Source organism: Aquimarina discodermiae (assembly GCF_040786235.1).
GTDB lineage: Bacteria > Bacteroidota > Bacteroidia > Flavobacteriales > Flavobacteriaceae > Aquimarina.
This window is the reverse complement of record NZ_JBFMKP010000041.1, coordinates 26263-42315: the sequence shown is the minus strand read 5'-3', so window position 1 is coordinate 42315 and position 16053 is coordinate 26263. Positions and strand designations below refer to the sequence as shown.

Sequence of the window (16053 nt, the reverse complement as noted above, 5' to 3'; positions counted from 1 at the left end):
GGTAATAAACTTAACTGATCTTGATCATAGGTCTTAAAAACTACTTTTCTACTCATTCTTAAAGTTAAAAAATAACTCAAAAATCTACAAAAAAAAGACTGCCTTTTTAGACAGCCTCTTTTCGTTAAGCGTGAGTTTTAGGTTAGGGTGTGTTAATGTCTAATAGGATTAATTAGTTGGCATCATTACTGATTCTATAGTGTGAATAATCCCATTAGAAGCCTCGATATCATTAGCCATGAGTCTTCCGGCATTTCCTTTTTTATCAATTAAATATATTTTGTCATCTCGCATAGAAGCAATTATTCGGGTGCCTCCTATGGTTTTTAATTTTACACTTCCCCCATTTTCTTTTATAGCTTTGATAATATCTTGTTTATTGATCAATCCACGAAAAATATGACAATCTATAACGGCTTCTAGTTTAGAGCTATTTTCGGGTTTTTGTAGATTTTTAAGAGTTTTAGGGTGTAACTTTTTAATTGCTCCATTTAATGGGATAAAAATTGTATAAGGTCCCTGTTCTTCTAATAATTTAGGGTATTTGGTCTCTTTAAGCATTTTATGAAGCTTTGTAAAACTTACATCAATAGAGATCTTTTCATAAATCGTAGGGATCTTTTTTTCTGTAGGAATGATACTTGCTTGTGCTAATAATTGATCATTTTTAGTAGCACTTGTCTTTCTGGTCTCATTACATGAAGTAAAGATTACTAATCCAGAAATCATAAGAATGCGAAGTGACTTTGTTATATTCATGGGGTCAATTTTTATTTCAAATGTATATTTTCAAATGATAATTTCCCCATATAAATGAGTATTCGTTGAGGTTAAATTAGAAAACGTTTAGGAATAATTAACATTTATCCTTTTTGAAATAGAATAGCTAAATACTTGATAAAAGCTTTGTTTTTTAGTTAAATTAAAAAGTATTTGGCATGAAATTGATTTTTTTAGAGCTAATACAGAAACACAAATTGTAATGTGTTTTATAGGAAGGAATACTATTTCTGAGATTCTATTGTAGAGATATTGTAATTATCAGAAAACAAAGAAAAGTTGCAGGGATACTACAATTAACCTGCAACTTTTAATCTGAGTTTAACACACTCAACACTTATGCTATGTATCGCATACCTTAGAAGACTAAGTCATGTATACCTATCGCTCTATATCATAAACATATCGATCCTTTCTAAAAGGAATACAGTCTTCATAGGTATTGTTATACCGGTTGATAACCTCGCTTAGTACAATACGTTGTTTTTGTAATACGTTTTTGATTTTCTTTCTACGACTTCTAAAGATGCTCATAACAAGTTGTTTTTGATTGATTAGTTGATTTGATTGATGAACGGATTATAGGTATTACCTATATCGTCTTTTGGTATTCCAGATATATCCTCTCGATGCACTTAATTTTTGAGCTATTTGATTGTTGTTTAAAGTTTTCATAACTGTACGTTTTTTGATTGATTATTTGATTTGATTGATGAATGAATATTTATGAATACTATCTATATCGTCTTTTGTTATTCCAGATATATCCCTTTGTACTACTTAATTTTTTAGTAATTTGATTGTTGTCTAAAGTTCTCATAATAGATGTTTTTTGATTGATTATTTACTTACAAGACGCAGAGAGTTGAAATTAGTTACAGTACTATGTATAAAAAGGTACTATTTTAACATTTTTTAACAATAATACCCTTTTTTTGAGGAGTATTTACATGAAAATCATGTAATAGTCAGTGATCTATTTAGATTATTTAGGAGGTGTAGTTTAAACAAATAGTAGCCAAGGTGCTACTGTTGTAAGTTATCTTAATAAAAAAGACTTTCAATATGAAATATGAAAATATTAATAGAACGGCAACATGATACTATCGAGTTGGTAGTTGTTTTTCAAGATTCAAGAAAGAGTACTGGGAGTCAGTTTATTTATAAAATATAGTATACTATAGTAGAAAGTACGTTAATTTAAAAAGACAGTCTAAATACAGCATTAGGTGTTATTCCTAACGAAAACCGTTGAATTACTTGTTCTAAAATTACTTCGAGCTCTTCTGGTGTGCTTCCTGTAGTACCTTCTATAGCAATTCCTCCGTCATCCAGTGGTTTTCGTTCTGCTTTGTAAATTAGATTTAAAGGCTTTATTCTATTATAAATATTTAGAACAGATACTCCCAATTGCGCTTTTAATTTTTTATTTCCTGCTGTAATAGTAAAGTCATATAAAGCAGAAGCATCTAACCTATGAAAATCAGGTAGCCTTCCACTATTTATTGACCCAAAATTTACAACCCCTGCATTTTCACCATCGGCATCAATTTTTATTTCATAACTATTTACCGGGGTTGTAGGTCTTCCGGATCTAAATTGCCACCCTAATGAGAATTGCCATTTTTTTAATTGTAAGGTATTAGAAATTCTAAAGCTATGCGTAATATCATTATTACCAGGAAACTTAAAAGGAGTATCTTTCAGATTAGGAAATTGAAACGTAATATCATTATAGGTATAGCCTGCCCATATTTTGTAGTTGTTCCATCGGTATTTTAGTAATACATCCAATCCTTTTATTATGCTTTCTCCTTTCTCCAGGTTTTCTAAGGGGTTACTAAATCCACTGGTAAAAGTAGTGAGCCCTTCTAGCTCTTTATAGTAGGCATCTACATCGATATTTAGACTTTTATGATGATACAATAGCCCTCCCGAGATTTGATTACTACTTAGTAAAGGAAACTGGTTGTCATCAGATAACCTCCATAAATTATTTTCTAATCGAAGTTCGGTATGATTAAACTCTACCAGTTGAGAAATAGGTTGATTTCTTCTTTCTACAGCCGTTTTGATTCTTAACCGATCTATTAAAGGATATTCAAAATTAACACGAGGTTCGATTAAAAATTCTCCTAATGAATTGTAGTGTAAAAATCTTAGGCCTGCATTGATGAAGCCTGTGTTTTTAAATGAAAAAGTATACTCTCCAAAAAGTGCATTTTTGAGATTGGTATCATCTTGATTCGCTACTTCTTTTTCATTATCAAAAGGTTCTTCTTTACTAATGGCGATATCTAAATCTGTATAAGAGAGTTCATACCCCAGGGAAAGCTTCTGAGTCTCTTTTAAGGTAGTAGTAGATATAAATTTTAAACCAACATCTGTAATATTGTTCTCCCGAATACTAATTTCTGACAGGTCTAAGATGTTATTGCCCGTTTCATCTTTTAATTCATTATTTTGATAAAAAGAGTTGTATTCAGAAAAATAAGCGGTAAGCTCTTCTTTTTGCTTTTCACTGGTTTTGTGCTTCCAGTTTGCACTTACTCCTTTGTTTTGTGTAATTAACGAGTCTACAATTTTCTCATCTCCTCCTGTAAAATCAAAATCCAAACGATTTCTGGTATATAAACCACTTATAGATATATTATTTTTGGTATTGGGTTTTAGAATGTACTTAGCGCTCACATCGGCAAAAGCAAATTTGTTATTACTCGTCTCTGGACTAAAATCGTCATCTGTTTCCAACTCAAGAATAGTACCATTAACATCTCTGGCTACACCAAAGTTGGTAAAAATCTTATCAACATAACTATCATAGGTGGGAGTTTCTACTACATCTGCATACGATCTTCTGGCAAAAGCATATATAGCAGCTTTTTCTGATAGCGGAGCCTTTACAAATCCGTTTACCGATAAACCATCAATTTCAAATCCTCCTTTTATTTTTTGCGGAATTGCATCTCCGCTCGAGATATCGATTATACCAGAAATACGATCCCCGTAACTGGCACTCGTACCAGATCTGAAAATAGTTGCTTTTTGGGTGGCAAAAGGATTAAATAATGAGAACATACCATAAAAATAACCAGTATTGTATAGTTTAATATCATCATATAATACCAAATTTTGATCGGGAGAACCTCCTCGAATCTGTATGCCGGTAGCAGATTCATCCAAGGTAGAAATACCAGGGATTAATTGAATACTTTGAGCGATATCCGGACTTACTAATCCAGGTAAGATTCCTAATTTTTCTGTATCGAGACTTATAGAACCATCTTTGTTTCTGTCAATACCAGAGGTAATATATCCCAATACAACAACCTCATCTAATGTAGAAGATAAAAGGTTTAATCCTACTGTGATACAGGGGGCTCCTATGGTATATGCAATGTTTTCTTCATCATATCCAATAAAACGAATACGAATAGTTCCTGTTTTTGAGGGAACATTGTCAAAACTAAAATACCCGGTATCATCTGTAACAATAGCTTGATCAGGATTGATACTAATGGTAACAAATGGAATGGGGTCTTTGGTACTTGCATCAATAACATACCCGCAGATGTTTCTTTTTGGAGTAATAATGACTTGTTGTGCAGATACTTTTTCAAAAATGAGATGCGTTTGTGACGCCAATAAAGGTAGCAGTTTATCAATAGTGATGTTTTCTTGCGATAATGTTATTGTTTTCGAAACAATAAAGTCCTGACTATATGAAAAGAGTAATGAAGTTTTGGATTCGATATCCATTAATACTTCTTTAAGCGGGGTATTGGTATAAGAAACAGAAATGTTTTGTTGTGCAAAAGATAGTGTGGTAACTAGAAATACAATTGCAAATACTACGTTGTGCTTCATTTAAAAACAGTTTATTAATATGTTTTACGTTAAGAATGTGGTGAACTTCTCGTTAAGTTAGAGAGATGTTCGATCATAGTCGTGTACAAATAACAACTATAAGTGTAATCTTATAAGGGATAATTTTAAGTTGGCTTATTGCAAATATACGATAGTTTTATCTTTAGATAACGCATAAGAAACTCCCATTGGGGTTAAAGTTGATTTCAATGCTTTTTCTAAGTCATCGTGTACAAAACTACCAGTAAATACTTTAGATAAGTCTATTTCATTTGTTTGGAATGTAATATTGTATTGAATACGAATTTCATTAAGCACTTCGTTTAATGGTTTTTCTTTAAAAGTACTGATACCGTTCATCCAACTGGGTATGTTTTCTTTTGTATTTTGGTTGGTAACCACATTTTCAGAGGAGGTAATTTGATCATTTTTCTTAAGAATATGACTTTCTGAAGTAGCTATTTTATCAAATCTTACGACTCCTTCAAAGCACTTTAGCTCGAAGGTATTTGATCTGGTTTTTACATTAAACTTTGTACCAAGAACAGTTACATTACCGTGTGATGTAATGACTTCGAACCCTTTTCCTTTTTCGACTTCAAAATAGGCTTCACCTTGTAGAGAAACACTTCTGTTGTCTAACCATAAAAAGCGTTTGTGGCTTATTTTAGAATCAGCATTTAGTTGTATTTTAGATCCATCGGGTAGTGTAACGGCTAATTGCTCACCAAAGGAGGTTGTGTAACTTTTTGAAGAGTTAAATAGTGTGAATAAGCCAAAAATTACCACTATCGAAGCGGCAATGGCAAACCAGGTTCGGTAATTGGTTTTTCTTTGCTTACCAAATGTGATTTTGGTTTTTGTAGCGATAAGCGACTGCCTTTTATCTATAGGAGGCGCTTTGTACTTTTGAATTTCTTCGTTGATACGATTAAAATCCTTGAAAGCTTCAGATTTTTCGAACTCAGATGCTTCTTCCTCGCTCAATTCTCCAGCTACCCATCGGGCTATAAAAGTCTTATCTGATTCATATTTTTCCATGACACTAATTAATATATACCTTTTCGGTAAATTGTAAACTATTTAAAACCCGTTTCTAAATAGCCTTATATGTAGTATACAGCTACAAACAAGAATACCCTATTTTTTTTTAAATATTTAAATCGCTTCCCAGTAGTTTTCTAAGGGTGATAAAAGCATTACTCATTCTTCTTTCTACTGCTTTTACAGTAATATTTGTAATTTCTGCTATTTCTTTATAGGTTTTTTTATCAATTCTACTTAACAGAAAAACTTCACGTTCTTTTACAGAAAGTTTGGCAATTGCCCATTCTAGTTTTTTACGGTATTCTTCGGTTTCCATAACAAAATCGGGACTTTCATTATTGACATCGTTTCTGGGGGTAGCTTCATACCTAAGCACTACTTTTTGATGTGCAAATTCATTAAGAAGCGCATTGTTGCATATAGTGAAGATCAAATTTTTAGCTTTTTCATAGATAATCTCTGCACATTTTTTCCAAAGCTTTACAAAAGCATCCTGTGCAATATCTTCTGCCTGCTGTAAATCACCACATTTATAATATATAAAATTTCTGGCCGATTCAAAATGTGTATTGAATAGGGAATCAAAGTTTTTTTCTTCACAAACAGAACGAGACTTTTCAGACATTTTCTAAAGATAATAAGTTTTCAAAATTATTAAAATAAAATAAAATTGTAATAACGTAGAAGTTAAACTTTTGACTTAAAAACATGGATTGAGATGAGTTAAATAGTACAACTCCATGATAGAGGTATTAATAGGAGATATGTCTTCTTTCTATACCAATCCACTAATAAACTGCTCTAATTCTTGTTCTCGGGTTAATCCCATTTTTTTACGAATACGATGCCTAGAAGCTTTGATAGAGCCCATCGTTACATTTCTAATGATCATGATTTCTTTAAGACTTAGATTCATGCGCATAAGTGCACAGATCTCACGCTCAGACTTGGTAAGATCAGGGTATAATGCTCCAAGTTTTTGATAAAACTCACGGTCTAATTGCTCTATGTTATCGCTTACAAAATCAAACTTACTCTCTGTAGTAATTTGTGAACTTAGGTCGGTAATTAAAGATTGAAAATCAGAAATATCAATCGCATCGGCATATCGTTTTACCTTTTTTAGTTTTAACAGGAACTCTTGCTTAAACTGCAAACGCATTTTATTATCTGCAATCAATTGTTTGGTCTGGTAGGTAGTATGCTTTAGTTGTTCGTCTAATAATTCTTTTTCTAGTTGTTCTTTTTTAAAACGTTCCCGGTTTAATTTTCTACGGTTATTGACGATGATCAATAAGATGATGATTCCTGCAGAAGCCAAAAGTAACAACGTAATATAAAGTCGGTTGGTGGCTTGTTCAGCTTCGTTTTTTAGCTTGAGTTCTTTTTTTTCACTGACAAACTGAAGGCTATCTGCCAGTTTTTCTTTCTGAAATTTATGATTTAACTCCAGGGCAGTGATCTTTTTAGCATTTTTTACATTGAAAATAGAATCATAATAAAATTTATGAGTTTTATAATACCCGAACGCATGTTTATAATCTCCCTTTTTTTCATAAATATGACTATGTAATTGGTAAATAAGAGGAAGCTTAGAAGTACCTCCATACTCTTTGGCATGGTTTAACGCTTCCTCTACATAGGCAATAGCTTCCTGATGCTTACCCAGGTCAGAATGTATTTTGGCAAGATGCATTAAATTATTGATGGTGAAATTGTAATCTTTTGTAGAGTTAAAAAGACCTAAATTTTCTTTATAAATCTTAATAGCTTCTTTGTAATTACCAGTAGTATAATAGATAGCAGCAATATTGTCATTACATTTTGCTTTACCCTTAAGCGTAGGGTAATACTTCTTAGAAAATTGATAACAATACATAGCAGAATCATTCTGCTTGTTATAATAATAGATGACTCCAAGCATATTATAGGTTCTTGCCAACTGTGTGCTATCTATTTTGCTTTGTTGTAGGGCAATAGACTTTTTAAAATACGATTTGGACTTATCATATTCTTTTTGATATCGAAATATCATGGCTATATTATGGTAGCTTTGAGCAATTTCAAAAGAATCCTGTAACTGTTCTCTGATTTCTAAGGCTTGTAATCGTAGTGCCAGGGAATTATTGTAGTTAGTTTGTCTGGATTCATATTTTCCTAATACATCCAGAACACGTGCTTTTTTTGCTAAAAAATAAGGAGAAGGAGTTTTGATACCTTCGATAAGTTGTAGAGTTTGATTCATCAAATCTCTTCCCTGATCAATGTTATGTTTTTCTACAACTCTGGTAAGCTCGATCAGGTAATGCACTTTTAAAGAATCATTGGCTGCAGTATCTACTTTGTGTCTTAGATCTATCTCTAAACTGTCTTGTTGTATCTGTCCTTTTACAGGAAGTAAAAACAATAGCAAGACCATCAACAACAAAACTCTCATGGGGTATAGGGGGATTAATAGCATACTACAAATATAAGAATATTGGTGAAAAGCAGCTCAACTGTTGTTTTTGATATTTCTTCGAAACCCTTATGAACAAAGGGGTGAAACTTTTTGTAACCATAAAAACAACTCCCATCCCGGTACAGATTTGTACTATTGCCTATTGAATTGCGAATATTTTTTTAACCTACAAGTTCCCTTTATATGAAAAAACGACTACTATTATTTTTTGTGGTGTTTTATACGATAGGAAGTAGTACTTCCGAAGTAGCTGCAAAAATTCTTAATGAGCCCCTTAAAGAAGAATTTTTTACACCACAGATGAGTATCATCAGCCCAGACGGCATGACCGTTATACCCAATGGTGATACAACTCCTGATCTAATAAAGGGGACACTGTATTTCGAAACCGGAACAGGTAACTCAGAAAAGACGCCTTTTACCATTCAAAACAGCGGCGACAGTGATTTAAATATTTCGAATATTACCGTTACCGGAGCCAATGCTTCAGATTTTGTGCTCAATGACATGTGGCCAGTCACGGTATTAAACGGAACATCAGAATTTATTGAAGTAAGTTTTGCACCACAATCGGCTGGAGTAAAAAACGCCGTAGTAACGATTACCAGTGATGATCCTACTAATCCGGTCTATACCTTTGCCATACAAGGAACCGCATTCGAAGGTGCTACAGGATTACATTTTGATGGTGTTAATGACAACGTTACGTTCAATAATGGTAACTATAGCCTGAGCGATGATTTTACCATCGAACTTTGGATAAAACCCGAAATTTCTGGTACAGGAGAGCATTTTATACTAGATAATCATACCGGTAGTACAGGATATAATTTACGTATCGATATGACCTCGCAATTACACTTTAACTTTTTTACCTCGAGTGGTGCTAAAAACCTAATGACTCCGCCGATAGTAAATAATCAATGGCAACATGTTGTAATTGTATATAATGGTACTAATTATAGAATATTTATTAATGATACAGAAGAAAACAGGGTAACACTCTCTGAAGCTATTGTAGATAGTAGTAATAATCTAACCATGGGAAGTGCCATGGGCGGAGGAGAACATTATGCCGGCGCCATAGACGAGCTTCGTGTATGGGATAAAGCGCTTTCTACCTGTAGACTTTCGAGCCAGGCAAATTGCCAGTTAACAGGAAGTGAAAGTGATTTAATCACGTATTATAATTTTAATAATGGAGAAGTTAACGGAAATAACTTTCCTGAATATGGTCTATTAGATCCCAATCATACCATTACTTCAGGGATCCCTCCTCAAGGAACATTAAATAATTTTGGACTAACAGGTGGTACATCCAACTGGATAGATGCTACTGCCAATGGAGTTTCAGGAACGTGTACCACATATAACGAACCTATTATAGGAATTACGTCAAACAGTAACGCCATTACTAATGGAGATACCACTATAACTACGAATAACAACACCTCTTTCGGAAATGTACAGTTAACACAGGCAGAACCTGCTGATTATACCATTAGCAATACGGGAGATAGTACATTAAATATTTCAAATATTGTGATCGACGGAGCTTCTGACTTTACCATTATAGAATCGCCAACTACAGTTGCAGCAGGTGCATCAGAAAATTTACGTATCCTTTTTACACCAGCTTCTATCGGAACCAAAAATGCAACGGTTCGTATTCTAAATGATACCTGTGACGATGCTACTTTTGAGTTTGCAATAGAGGGAACTGGTTTTATCCCTGCAACTGGATTAAGTTTTGACGGAACAGATGATCATATTAGTATTAATCATAATACTGCATTCAATACAAATACTTTTACAATAGAAGCATACTTTAGAGCAACATCTACAGCAGCGGGACAAGGCATTATATGTAAGTATGATACGACGGACATTAATGGGTTCTGTTTGTACTTAAACAGTTCTGGAAGGTTACAATTTGAGTACGCAGTACCAAACATTGAATCAACTAGTTCATCTGGTGCTTCTGGGCTTAATGATGGTAACTGGCACCATATCGCTTTAGCATTTGGAGATGGAAAGGTTATATTTTATATAGATGGTGTACTAGACAATGAGATTACTTTTAATAATATTCCAGATGACCCAACAAACACAGAATCACTTTACATAGGGTATTCTACGTTTAATAACGTTTATTTTAACGGAGATATAGACGAAGTACGTTATTGGTCTAGAACACTATGTTCAGATGAAATTATAGCACAGCAAAGCTGTGAATTAGCAGGAAATGAATCTGGATTAGTAGCTTACTATGACCTAAATGAAGGTAATGTTAGTGCTAATAATGCTACAGAAACAACTGTTGATGATGCTACCTCAAACAATTTAGACGGAACTTTAACAAATTTTGCATTAACAGGGAGTACTTCTAACTGGATAGATACGACGGCAAATGGTATTTCAGGAAATTGTTCAATTGCGATCCCAGAAATTAATGTACAAGGTAATGGTAATGATATTTTGAATGGGGATACGACTCCTGGCACTACCGATAATACAGATGCAGGAAGTGTCAATGTAGGTAGTGCCAAAGAAATGAGTTTCTTTGTGCGTAATACAGATGGTTCTGCTGCATTGAATATCGATGGTGTGATACTTACAGGGGATACAGATGATTTTACCATTACTCGAACCCCCCATAATAATCCTATACCAGCAACTGAATCTGCTTCATTAAAAATAGAGTTTACACCGACTTCGGGTGGTACAAAAACAGCTACGGTAATTATCGATAGTGATGATTGTGATGAGCCTTCATATAGTTTTACTATACAAGGAACTGGAATTCCTCCCGGAACTGGTTTAGATTTTGACGGCGCTAACGATTTGGTAACCATCCCACACAATGCCTCACAGAATAACTTGAATTTTTCTGTAGATTTCTGGATCAAAACTACCGATGGATTAGGAGGGGTCATCAATAAGTTTACCCCAGATGATAACAACGGGTGGCGTATTAACCTGGATGGAGGTAGAATAGAATTTTATTACTATGCCAGCGCGACCAATTATACTACGAGATTATTAAGCCCGACAACAAAAGTAGATGATGGGGATTGGCATCACGTAGCAGTTACGTTGAACTCTGGAAACGCCAGATGTTATATTGATGGTGAACTAGCAAGAAGTACCGGATGGAATGGAACCGCAACTGCAACTACGACTACTGCGAATATTCAACTAGGATACGCTGTTGCAGATTCACCTAGTGGTGATACGGGAGGTTATTTCGATGGTCAGTTAGACGAATTACGTATATGGACAAAAACATTAAGTGCATTTGAGGTAACACAACTTAATGGATGTACAACAGATATTTCTCAATCTAATTTAATAGCCAGCTATAATTTTAATGCAGGTATTGCAGCAGCAGATAATAGTGGGTTAACCACCTTAGCCGATAATTCTGGTAACAGCTATAACGGAACGTTATCCAATTTTGCATTAACAGGTGCAACCAGTAACTGGATTGATGCATCTGGTAATAATGTCTCAGGAAGTTGTGATTGTGTTGTCACTGGAGGTGTTACCTTAACTACGCAAGCAGAAGTAGATAATTATATAACTAATACGTTGGGTAACTGTGGGGTTATAGAAGGAAATGTAACGATCAACGGAACCATTACTGATCTGTCTGGGTTTTCTAATGTACATACCATTTTTGGGGATTTGTATTTAGAAGGGAATATTGTAGATGATCTGTCAGGATTTAATGCATTGACCACTATTGATGGAAATTTTACTTTAAAAAACATGTCTAACACTACCTCAATTGCTGATTTTTCTAATATTACAGACTTGGGAGGTAATTTTGAAGTTAATAATCTGGATCAATTAACTGACATATCAATTCTGAATCAAGTTACTTCTATTTCGAACATAACGATTACGGGTAATGGAATGCTATCAACGATTGCTTTTGATGAATTGCAAACCATGAGTTCAAGACTTTCTGTAACCTTTAATGGACAGCTAAGCGCTATTTCAGTTCCTAAACTTACCCAGATGAGTGGTGAATTTAGAATGAATAATAATGGTGCTACCATGACTAGTCTTACATTACCTGTTCTGGAGAGTACAGGAAATTTCCTAATTGCAGATATGTATGGTTTACAATCTATAAACGCTCCAGAGTTGCTAACGGTTACAGGTCGTATTTCTATTGGTAGTTGCGTTGCTTTAACTACGCTTACGCTTCCAAAACTAACCAGTATTGGAAACGATTTTTCTATAGATAACTCTTCATTACTGAACTCCATAACAGCAACAGTGTTAAGTACCATAAGTGGTGCTGCCCTATTTCATGATATGGCCGTGACTGATTTATCATTTTTATCAAGTGTTACAAGTATTGGAGGAGGCCTTTCTTTAACCGATATGACCGTTCTTAATACTATTCAGGGAATGGATAATTTAACAACTTTTGGTGGTTTCAATATATCAGATTGTGATTTGGTAACTAACCTGGAGGGCTTTCCTAAATTGGCTGTTACTTCTATAAACTCATTAAATATTGCTGAAAATGAATTAATCACGACATTCGATAATTCTTTCTTAACATCGTTAACTTCTATTGGGATTCTGGGAATTAGTTTTAACGGAAATCTGCTAGAAATTGATGCCTTACAAAATGTAGCTTCCCTTACAGGAAGTGATTCAACAATAAGAAATAATGATAGTTTACAGAGTGTGAACCTATACGCCCTTAGAAATGTTAGCAATAATTTGATTATCCAAAATCAGAGTAGTGCAATTACGAATCTATGTGGTTTGTATGATTATGTTACTATCGGAGATGGTGCTACGACCTTAACATTTCAGGGGACTAATCAAACTGCCTGGGACAGTGTACAGGATATTACTGATAATTGCGAAACCCCTATCATTACACTTATAGGTGACAATCCACAGACGATTGAATTGGGAGACGGATATACAGAGCTGGGAGCTACTACCAGCGATAGTTCTACAGTCATTATTGATAGTTCTGATTTTACCGATGCGGTAGGAAGTTATACGATTACTTATAATGCAGTAGGATTGTTAGGTAATAATGCTGCCGAGGTGACCAGAACGGTCGATGTAGTCGATACCACTGCACCGGTGATTACCTTGACTGGAAACAATCCACAAACCATAGAATTGGGAGATGGATATACCGAGTTGGGCGCTACAACAGATGATGGCACCATGGTAGTCATAGATACTTCAGACTTTACCGATGCAGTAGGAAGCTATACAATAACTTATAATGCTACCGATGCTTCTGGGAATGGTGCTACAGAAGTAACCCGAACCGTTGAAGTGGTCGATACCACTGCACCGATAATTACCCTAACAGGAGACAATCCACAAACCATAGAATTAGGAGATGGGTATACCGAGCTGGGTGCTACTGCAGACGATGGTAGTATGGTGGTTATAGATGCTTCAGACTTTACCGATGCGGTAGGAAGTTATACGATTACTTACAATGCAACCGATGCCTCAGGAAATAATGCTGTAGAAGTAACCCGAACCGTTAATGTTGGTGATACCACTGCACCAGTGATTACGCTAACAGGAGCGAACCCACAAACGATCGAATTAGGAGATGGATATACCGAGCTGGTTGCTACGGTAGATGATGGTAGTGCGGTGGTCATAGATACTTCAGATTTTACCGATGCGGTAGGAAGTTATACCATAACCTATAATGCAACCGATGCTTCGGGTAATAATGCTACAGAAGTGACTCGAACGGTGGATGTAGTTGATACGACTGCACCCGTCATTACTCTAACAGGCGCTAATCCACAAACCATCGAATTGGGTGATGGATATACTGAGTTGGGAGCTACTATAGACGATGGCAGTATGATTATCATAGACACTTCCGATTTTACAGATGCTATAGGAAGCTATACCATAACTTATAATGCTACCGATGCTTCGGGTAATACAGCTACAGAAGTAACTCGAACAGTTGATGTGGTGGATACGACTGCCCCGGTCATTACCCTAACAGGAGCTAATCCTCAATTTATAGTAGTAGGTGATGGATATACCGAGTTGGGCGCTACTACAGATGATGGTAGTATGGTGGTGATAGACGCTTCAGCTTTTGTAGATGCCTTGGGTGACTATACCATTACTTATAATGCTACTGATGTTTCGGGGAATATGGCTATAGAAGCAACCCGAACAGTGAGTGTCGTTCTGGTGTGTCCTTTATTGGATTTGCCAGCAGATAACTTTAATATTCAGGTTTCGGGAGAAACTTGTACCGATAAGAATAATGGAGGAATAACAATCAATGCAGCAGAGGCATTAGATTATGTTGCTCAGATAAATAATCAAACCTATAGTTTTAGCTCGACATTAGAAGTGACTGATTTAGCTCCGGGAACTTATCCCGTTTGTATTACCGTTGATGGAATTTCAAATTGCGAGCAATGCTATGAAATCACTATTCAGGAAGGAGTAACATTAGCAGGAAAGACTACAATAGATACGAACAATTCGTCAAACAAAATGTTAATAAACATCGAATCGGGTACAGCACCTTATACGCTTAGTATTAATGATAACGTCATTGCAGAATACCAAGATACTTCCTTTTCTGTAGACGTAAAACATGGGGATATTGTTGAGGTATCTTCTGGTAAAAGTTGTGAAGGGAAACTAGCTGCCAAAGTAGATTTGTTAGATCAGATCAGCATAGCACCTAACCCTACCTCGGGAGTATTGCTACTTACTATTCCGCAGATCACATCAAGCACGGTTTCAGTAGACATCTATAATACCGTAGGGGTAAAGGTAACTTCTGGGTTTTATACCGTTACTTCTGGTCAGGCCACGATATCGTTAGAAGCCCTACCAGTTGGAGTCTATTTTATGACCCTTAATGAAGCAACTTTAGGAACATTTAAAATCGTAAAACAATGAGAAAAATTTATGTAGTTCTGTATAGTGCCATGATGCTTTTTTCTTGTCATGGTGATGATGATTTTTCATCAACTACGAATCCACCAGTGACCAATACAGCACCGTCAACTCCAGCATTGATATTTCCGGTAAACAGTCAAACCTGTACCGCTCACAATCTGGAATTAAACTGGGGGCTGGCTAGTGATCCAGATGGAGATACGGTAAGTTATGTTGTTGAAGTTGCAACCAACAGTGATTTTTCAACCTTGTTTTTAAACGAAAATACAACAACTACTAACCAAACAGTTACCCTCGAAAAAGGTGTGATTTATTACTGGAGGGTAAAAGCTATAGACAGTGAAGAGAATGAAAGTGAATATGCTACCGCCCAAACATTTTTTACAGAACCCAATGCTCCTATACATAGATTACCGGCCGTTCCTATAGTAACAAGTCCGTCGTTAGGCGCCTCTTTATCTGGGAGTACGACCAATTTAGCATGGACTGCAGAGGCTACCAATGGAGATGAATTGTTGTATGATCTTTATTTTGGAGATACCAATCCGCCAGTATTATATGCAGAAGATATAGCGGTAAATTCGGCAAGTATATCCGTTGTAGCAAATACCCGATATTATTGGAGAGTGATCGTTAAAGATGCTTATCAAAACGCTACTATTGGACAGATATGGAATTTTGAAACAGAATAATAATATCAATTAGTATTTACATTGTAATTTTTATAAGCCATCGGTAACCCCGGTGGCTTTTTGTCTTTTAACTTCTCAAAAAGGGATGTCATTCTGCACTTGATGCGGAATCCATTATCATATTTTGAATACTCGCCTATAGTTTATCCCAAGTTCTTCAAAGGGCAGTGTAAAGAACTATGTTATGAATGTGTGTAGATATATAAAATAAAAATAGGGTATATAGATACTTAACTGTATAACATATAGAAATAAATAAGA

General features: G+C 35.1%; 8 protein-coding genes. 2 read left to right on the top strand and 6 right to left on the bottom strand.

What is annotated here, in order from left to right:
- Positions 1-168 precede the first annotated feature (168 nt).
- From ABW636_RS20440 to ABW636_RS20415, 6 genes are all read right to left on the bottom strand, one after another.
- On the bottom strand, positions 169-759 hold the full coding sequence (locus ABW636_RS20440) for a fasciclin domain-containing protein (RefSeq protein ID WP_367591949.1): 591 nt from the start codon (positions 757-759) through the stop codon (positions 169-171).
- A 402-nt stretch (positions 760-1161) separates the two neighbouring features.
- Complete coding sequence (locus ABW636_RS20435) at positions 1162-1314, bottom strand: hypothetical protein (protein ID WP_367591948.1); 153 nt, start codon at positions 1312-1314, stop codon at positions 1162-1164.
- 666 nt (positions 1315-1980) lie between these two features.
- Positions 1981-4647: a TonB-dependent receptor gene (locus ABW636_RS20430; protein WP_367591947.1), complete on the bottom strand. Its 2667-nt coding sequence runs from the start codon at positions 4645-4647 to the stop codon at positions 1981-1983.
- 135 nt (positions 4648-4782) lie between these two features.
- Positions 4783-5688 (bottom strand): FecR family protein, encoded by a 906-nt coding sequence (locus ABW636_RS20425; RefSeq protein WP_367591946.1) that lies wholly within the window; start codon positions 5686-5688, stop codon positions 4783-4785.
- Positions 5689-5797: 109 nt separating this feature from the next.
- Entirely contained in the window at positions 5798-6319 is a 522-nt protein-coding gene (locus tag ABW636_RS20420; protein ID WP_367591945.1) for an RNA polymerase sigma factor, read from the bottom strand.
- 150 nt (positions 6320-6469) lie between these two features.
- The gene (locus tag ABW636_RS20415; protein ID WP_367591944.1) at positions 6470-8131 is read right to left on the bottom strand and encodes a tetratricopeptide repeat protein; all 1662 of its coding nucleotides are present in this window, start codon (positions 8129-8131) and stop codon (positions 6470-6472) included.
- Positions 8132-8338: 207 nt separating this feature from the next.
- On the opposite strand from ABW636_RS20415, the gene ABW636_RS20410 reads away from it, so the two are divergent.
- On the top strand, positions 8339-15100 hold the full coding sequence (locus ABW636_RS20410; RefSeq protein ID WP_367591943.1) for a LamG-like jellyroll fold domain-containing protein: 6762 nt from the start codon (positions 8339-8341) through the stop codon (positions 15098-15100).
- A complete protein-coding gene (locus tag ABW636_RS20405) occupies positions 15097-15792 on the top strand; it encodes a fibronectin type III domain-containing protein (protein ID WP_367591942.1) in 696 nt (231 codons plus the stop codon). Before ABW636_RS20410 ends, ABW636_RS20405 begins: the two co-directional genes overlap by 4 nt.
- The last annotated feature ends 261 nt before the right edge of the window (positions 15793-16053 follow it).

Bases quoted from the DNA above. Each gene is read 5' to 3' on its own strand.
- ABW636_RS20440 (WP_367591949.1), bottom strand. From the start codon at position 759: ATGAATATAACAAAGTCACTTCGCATTCTTATGATTTCTGGATTAGTA.
- ABW636_RS20435 (WP_367591948.1), bottom strand. From the start codon at position 1,314: ATGAGCATCTTTAGAAGTCGTAGAAAGAAAATCAAAAACGTATTACAA.
- ABW636_RS20430 (WP_367591947.1), bottom strand. From the start codon at position 4,647: ATGAAGCACAACGTAGTATTTGCAATTGTATTTCTAGTTACCACACTA.
- ABW636_RS20425 (WP_367591946.1), bottom strand. From the start codon at position 5,688: ATGGAAAAATATGAATCAGATAAGACTTTTATAGCCCGATGGGTAGCT.
- ABW636_RS20420 (WP_367591945.1), bottom strand. From the start codon at position 6,319: ATGTCTGAAAAGTCTCGTTCTGTTTGTGAAGAAAAAAACTTTGATTCC.
- ABW636_RS20415 (WP_367591944.1), bottom strand. From the start codon at position 8,131: ATGAGAGTTTTGTTGTTGATGGTCTTGCTATTGTTTTTACTTCCTGTA.
- ABW636_RS20410 (WP_367591943.1), top strand. From the start codon at position 8,339: ATGAAAAAACGACTACTATTATTTTTTGTGGTGTTTTATACGATAGGA.
- ABW636_RS20405 (WP_367591942.1), top strand. From the start codon at position 15,097: ATGAGAAAAATTTATGTAGTTCTGTATAGTGCCATGATGCTTTTTTCT.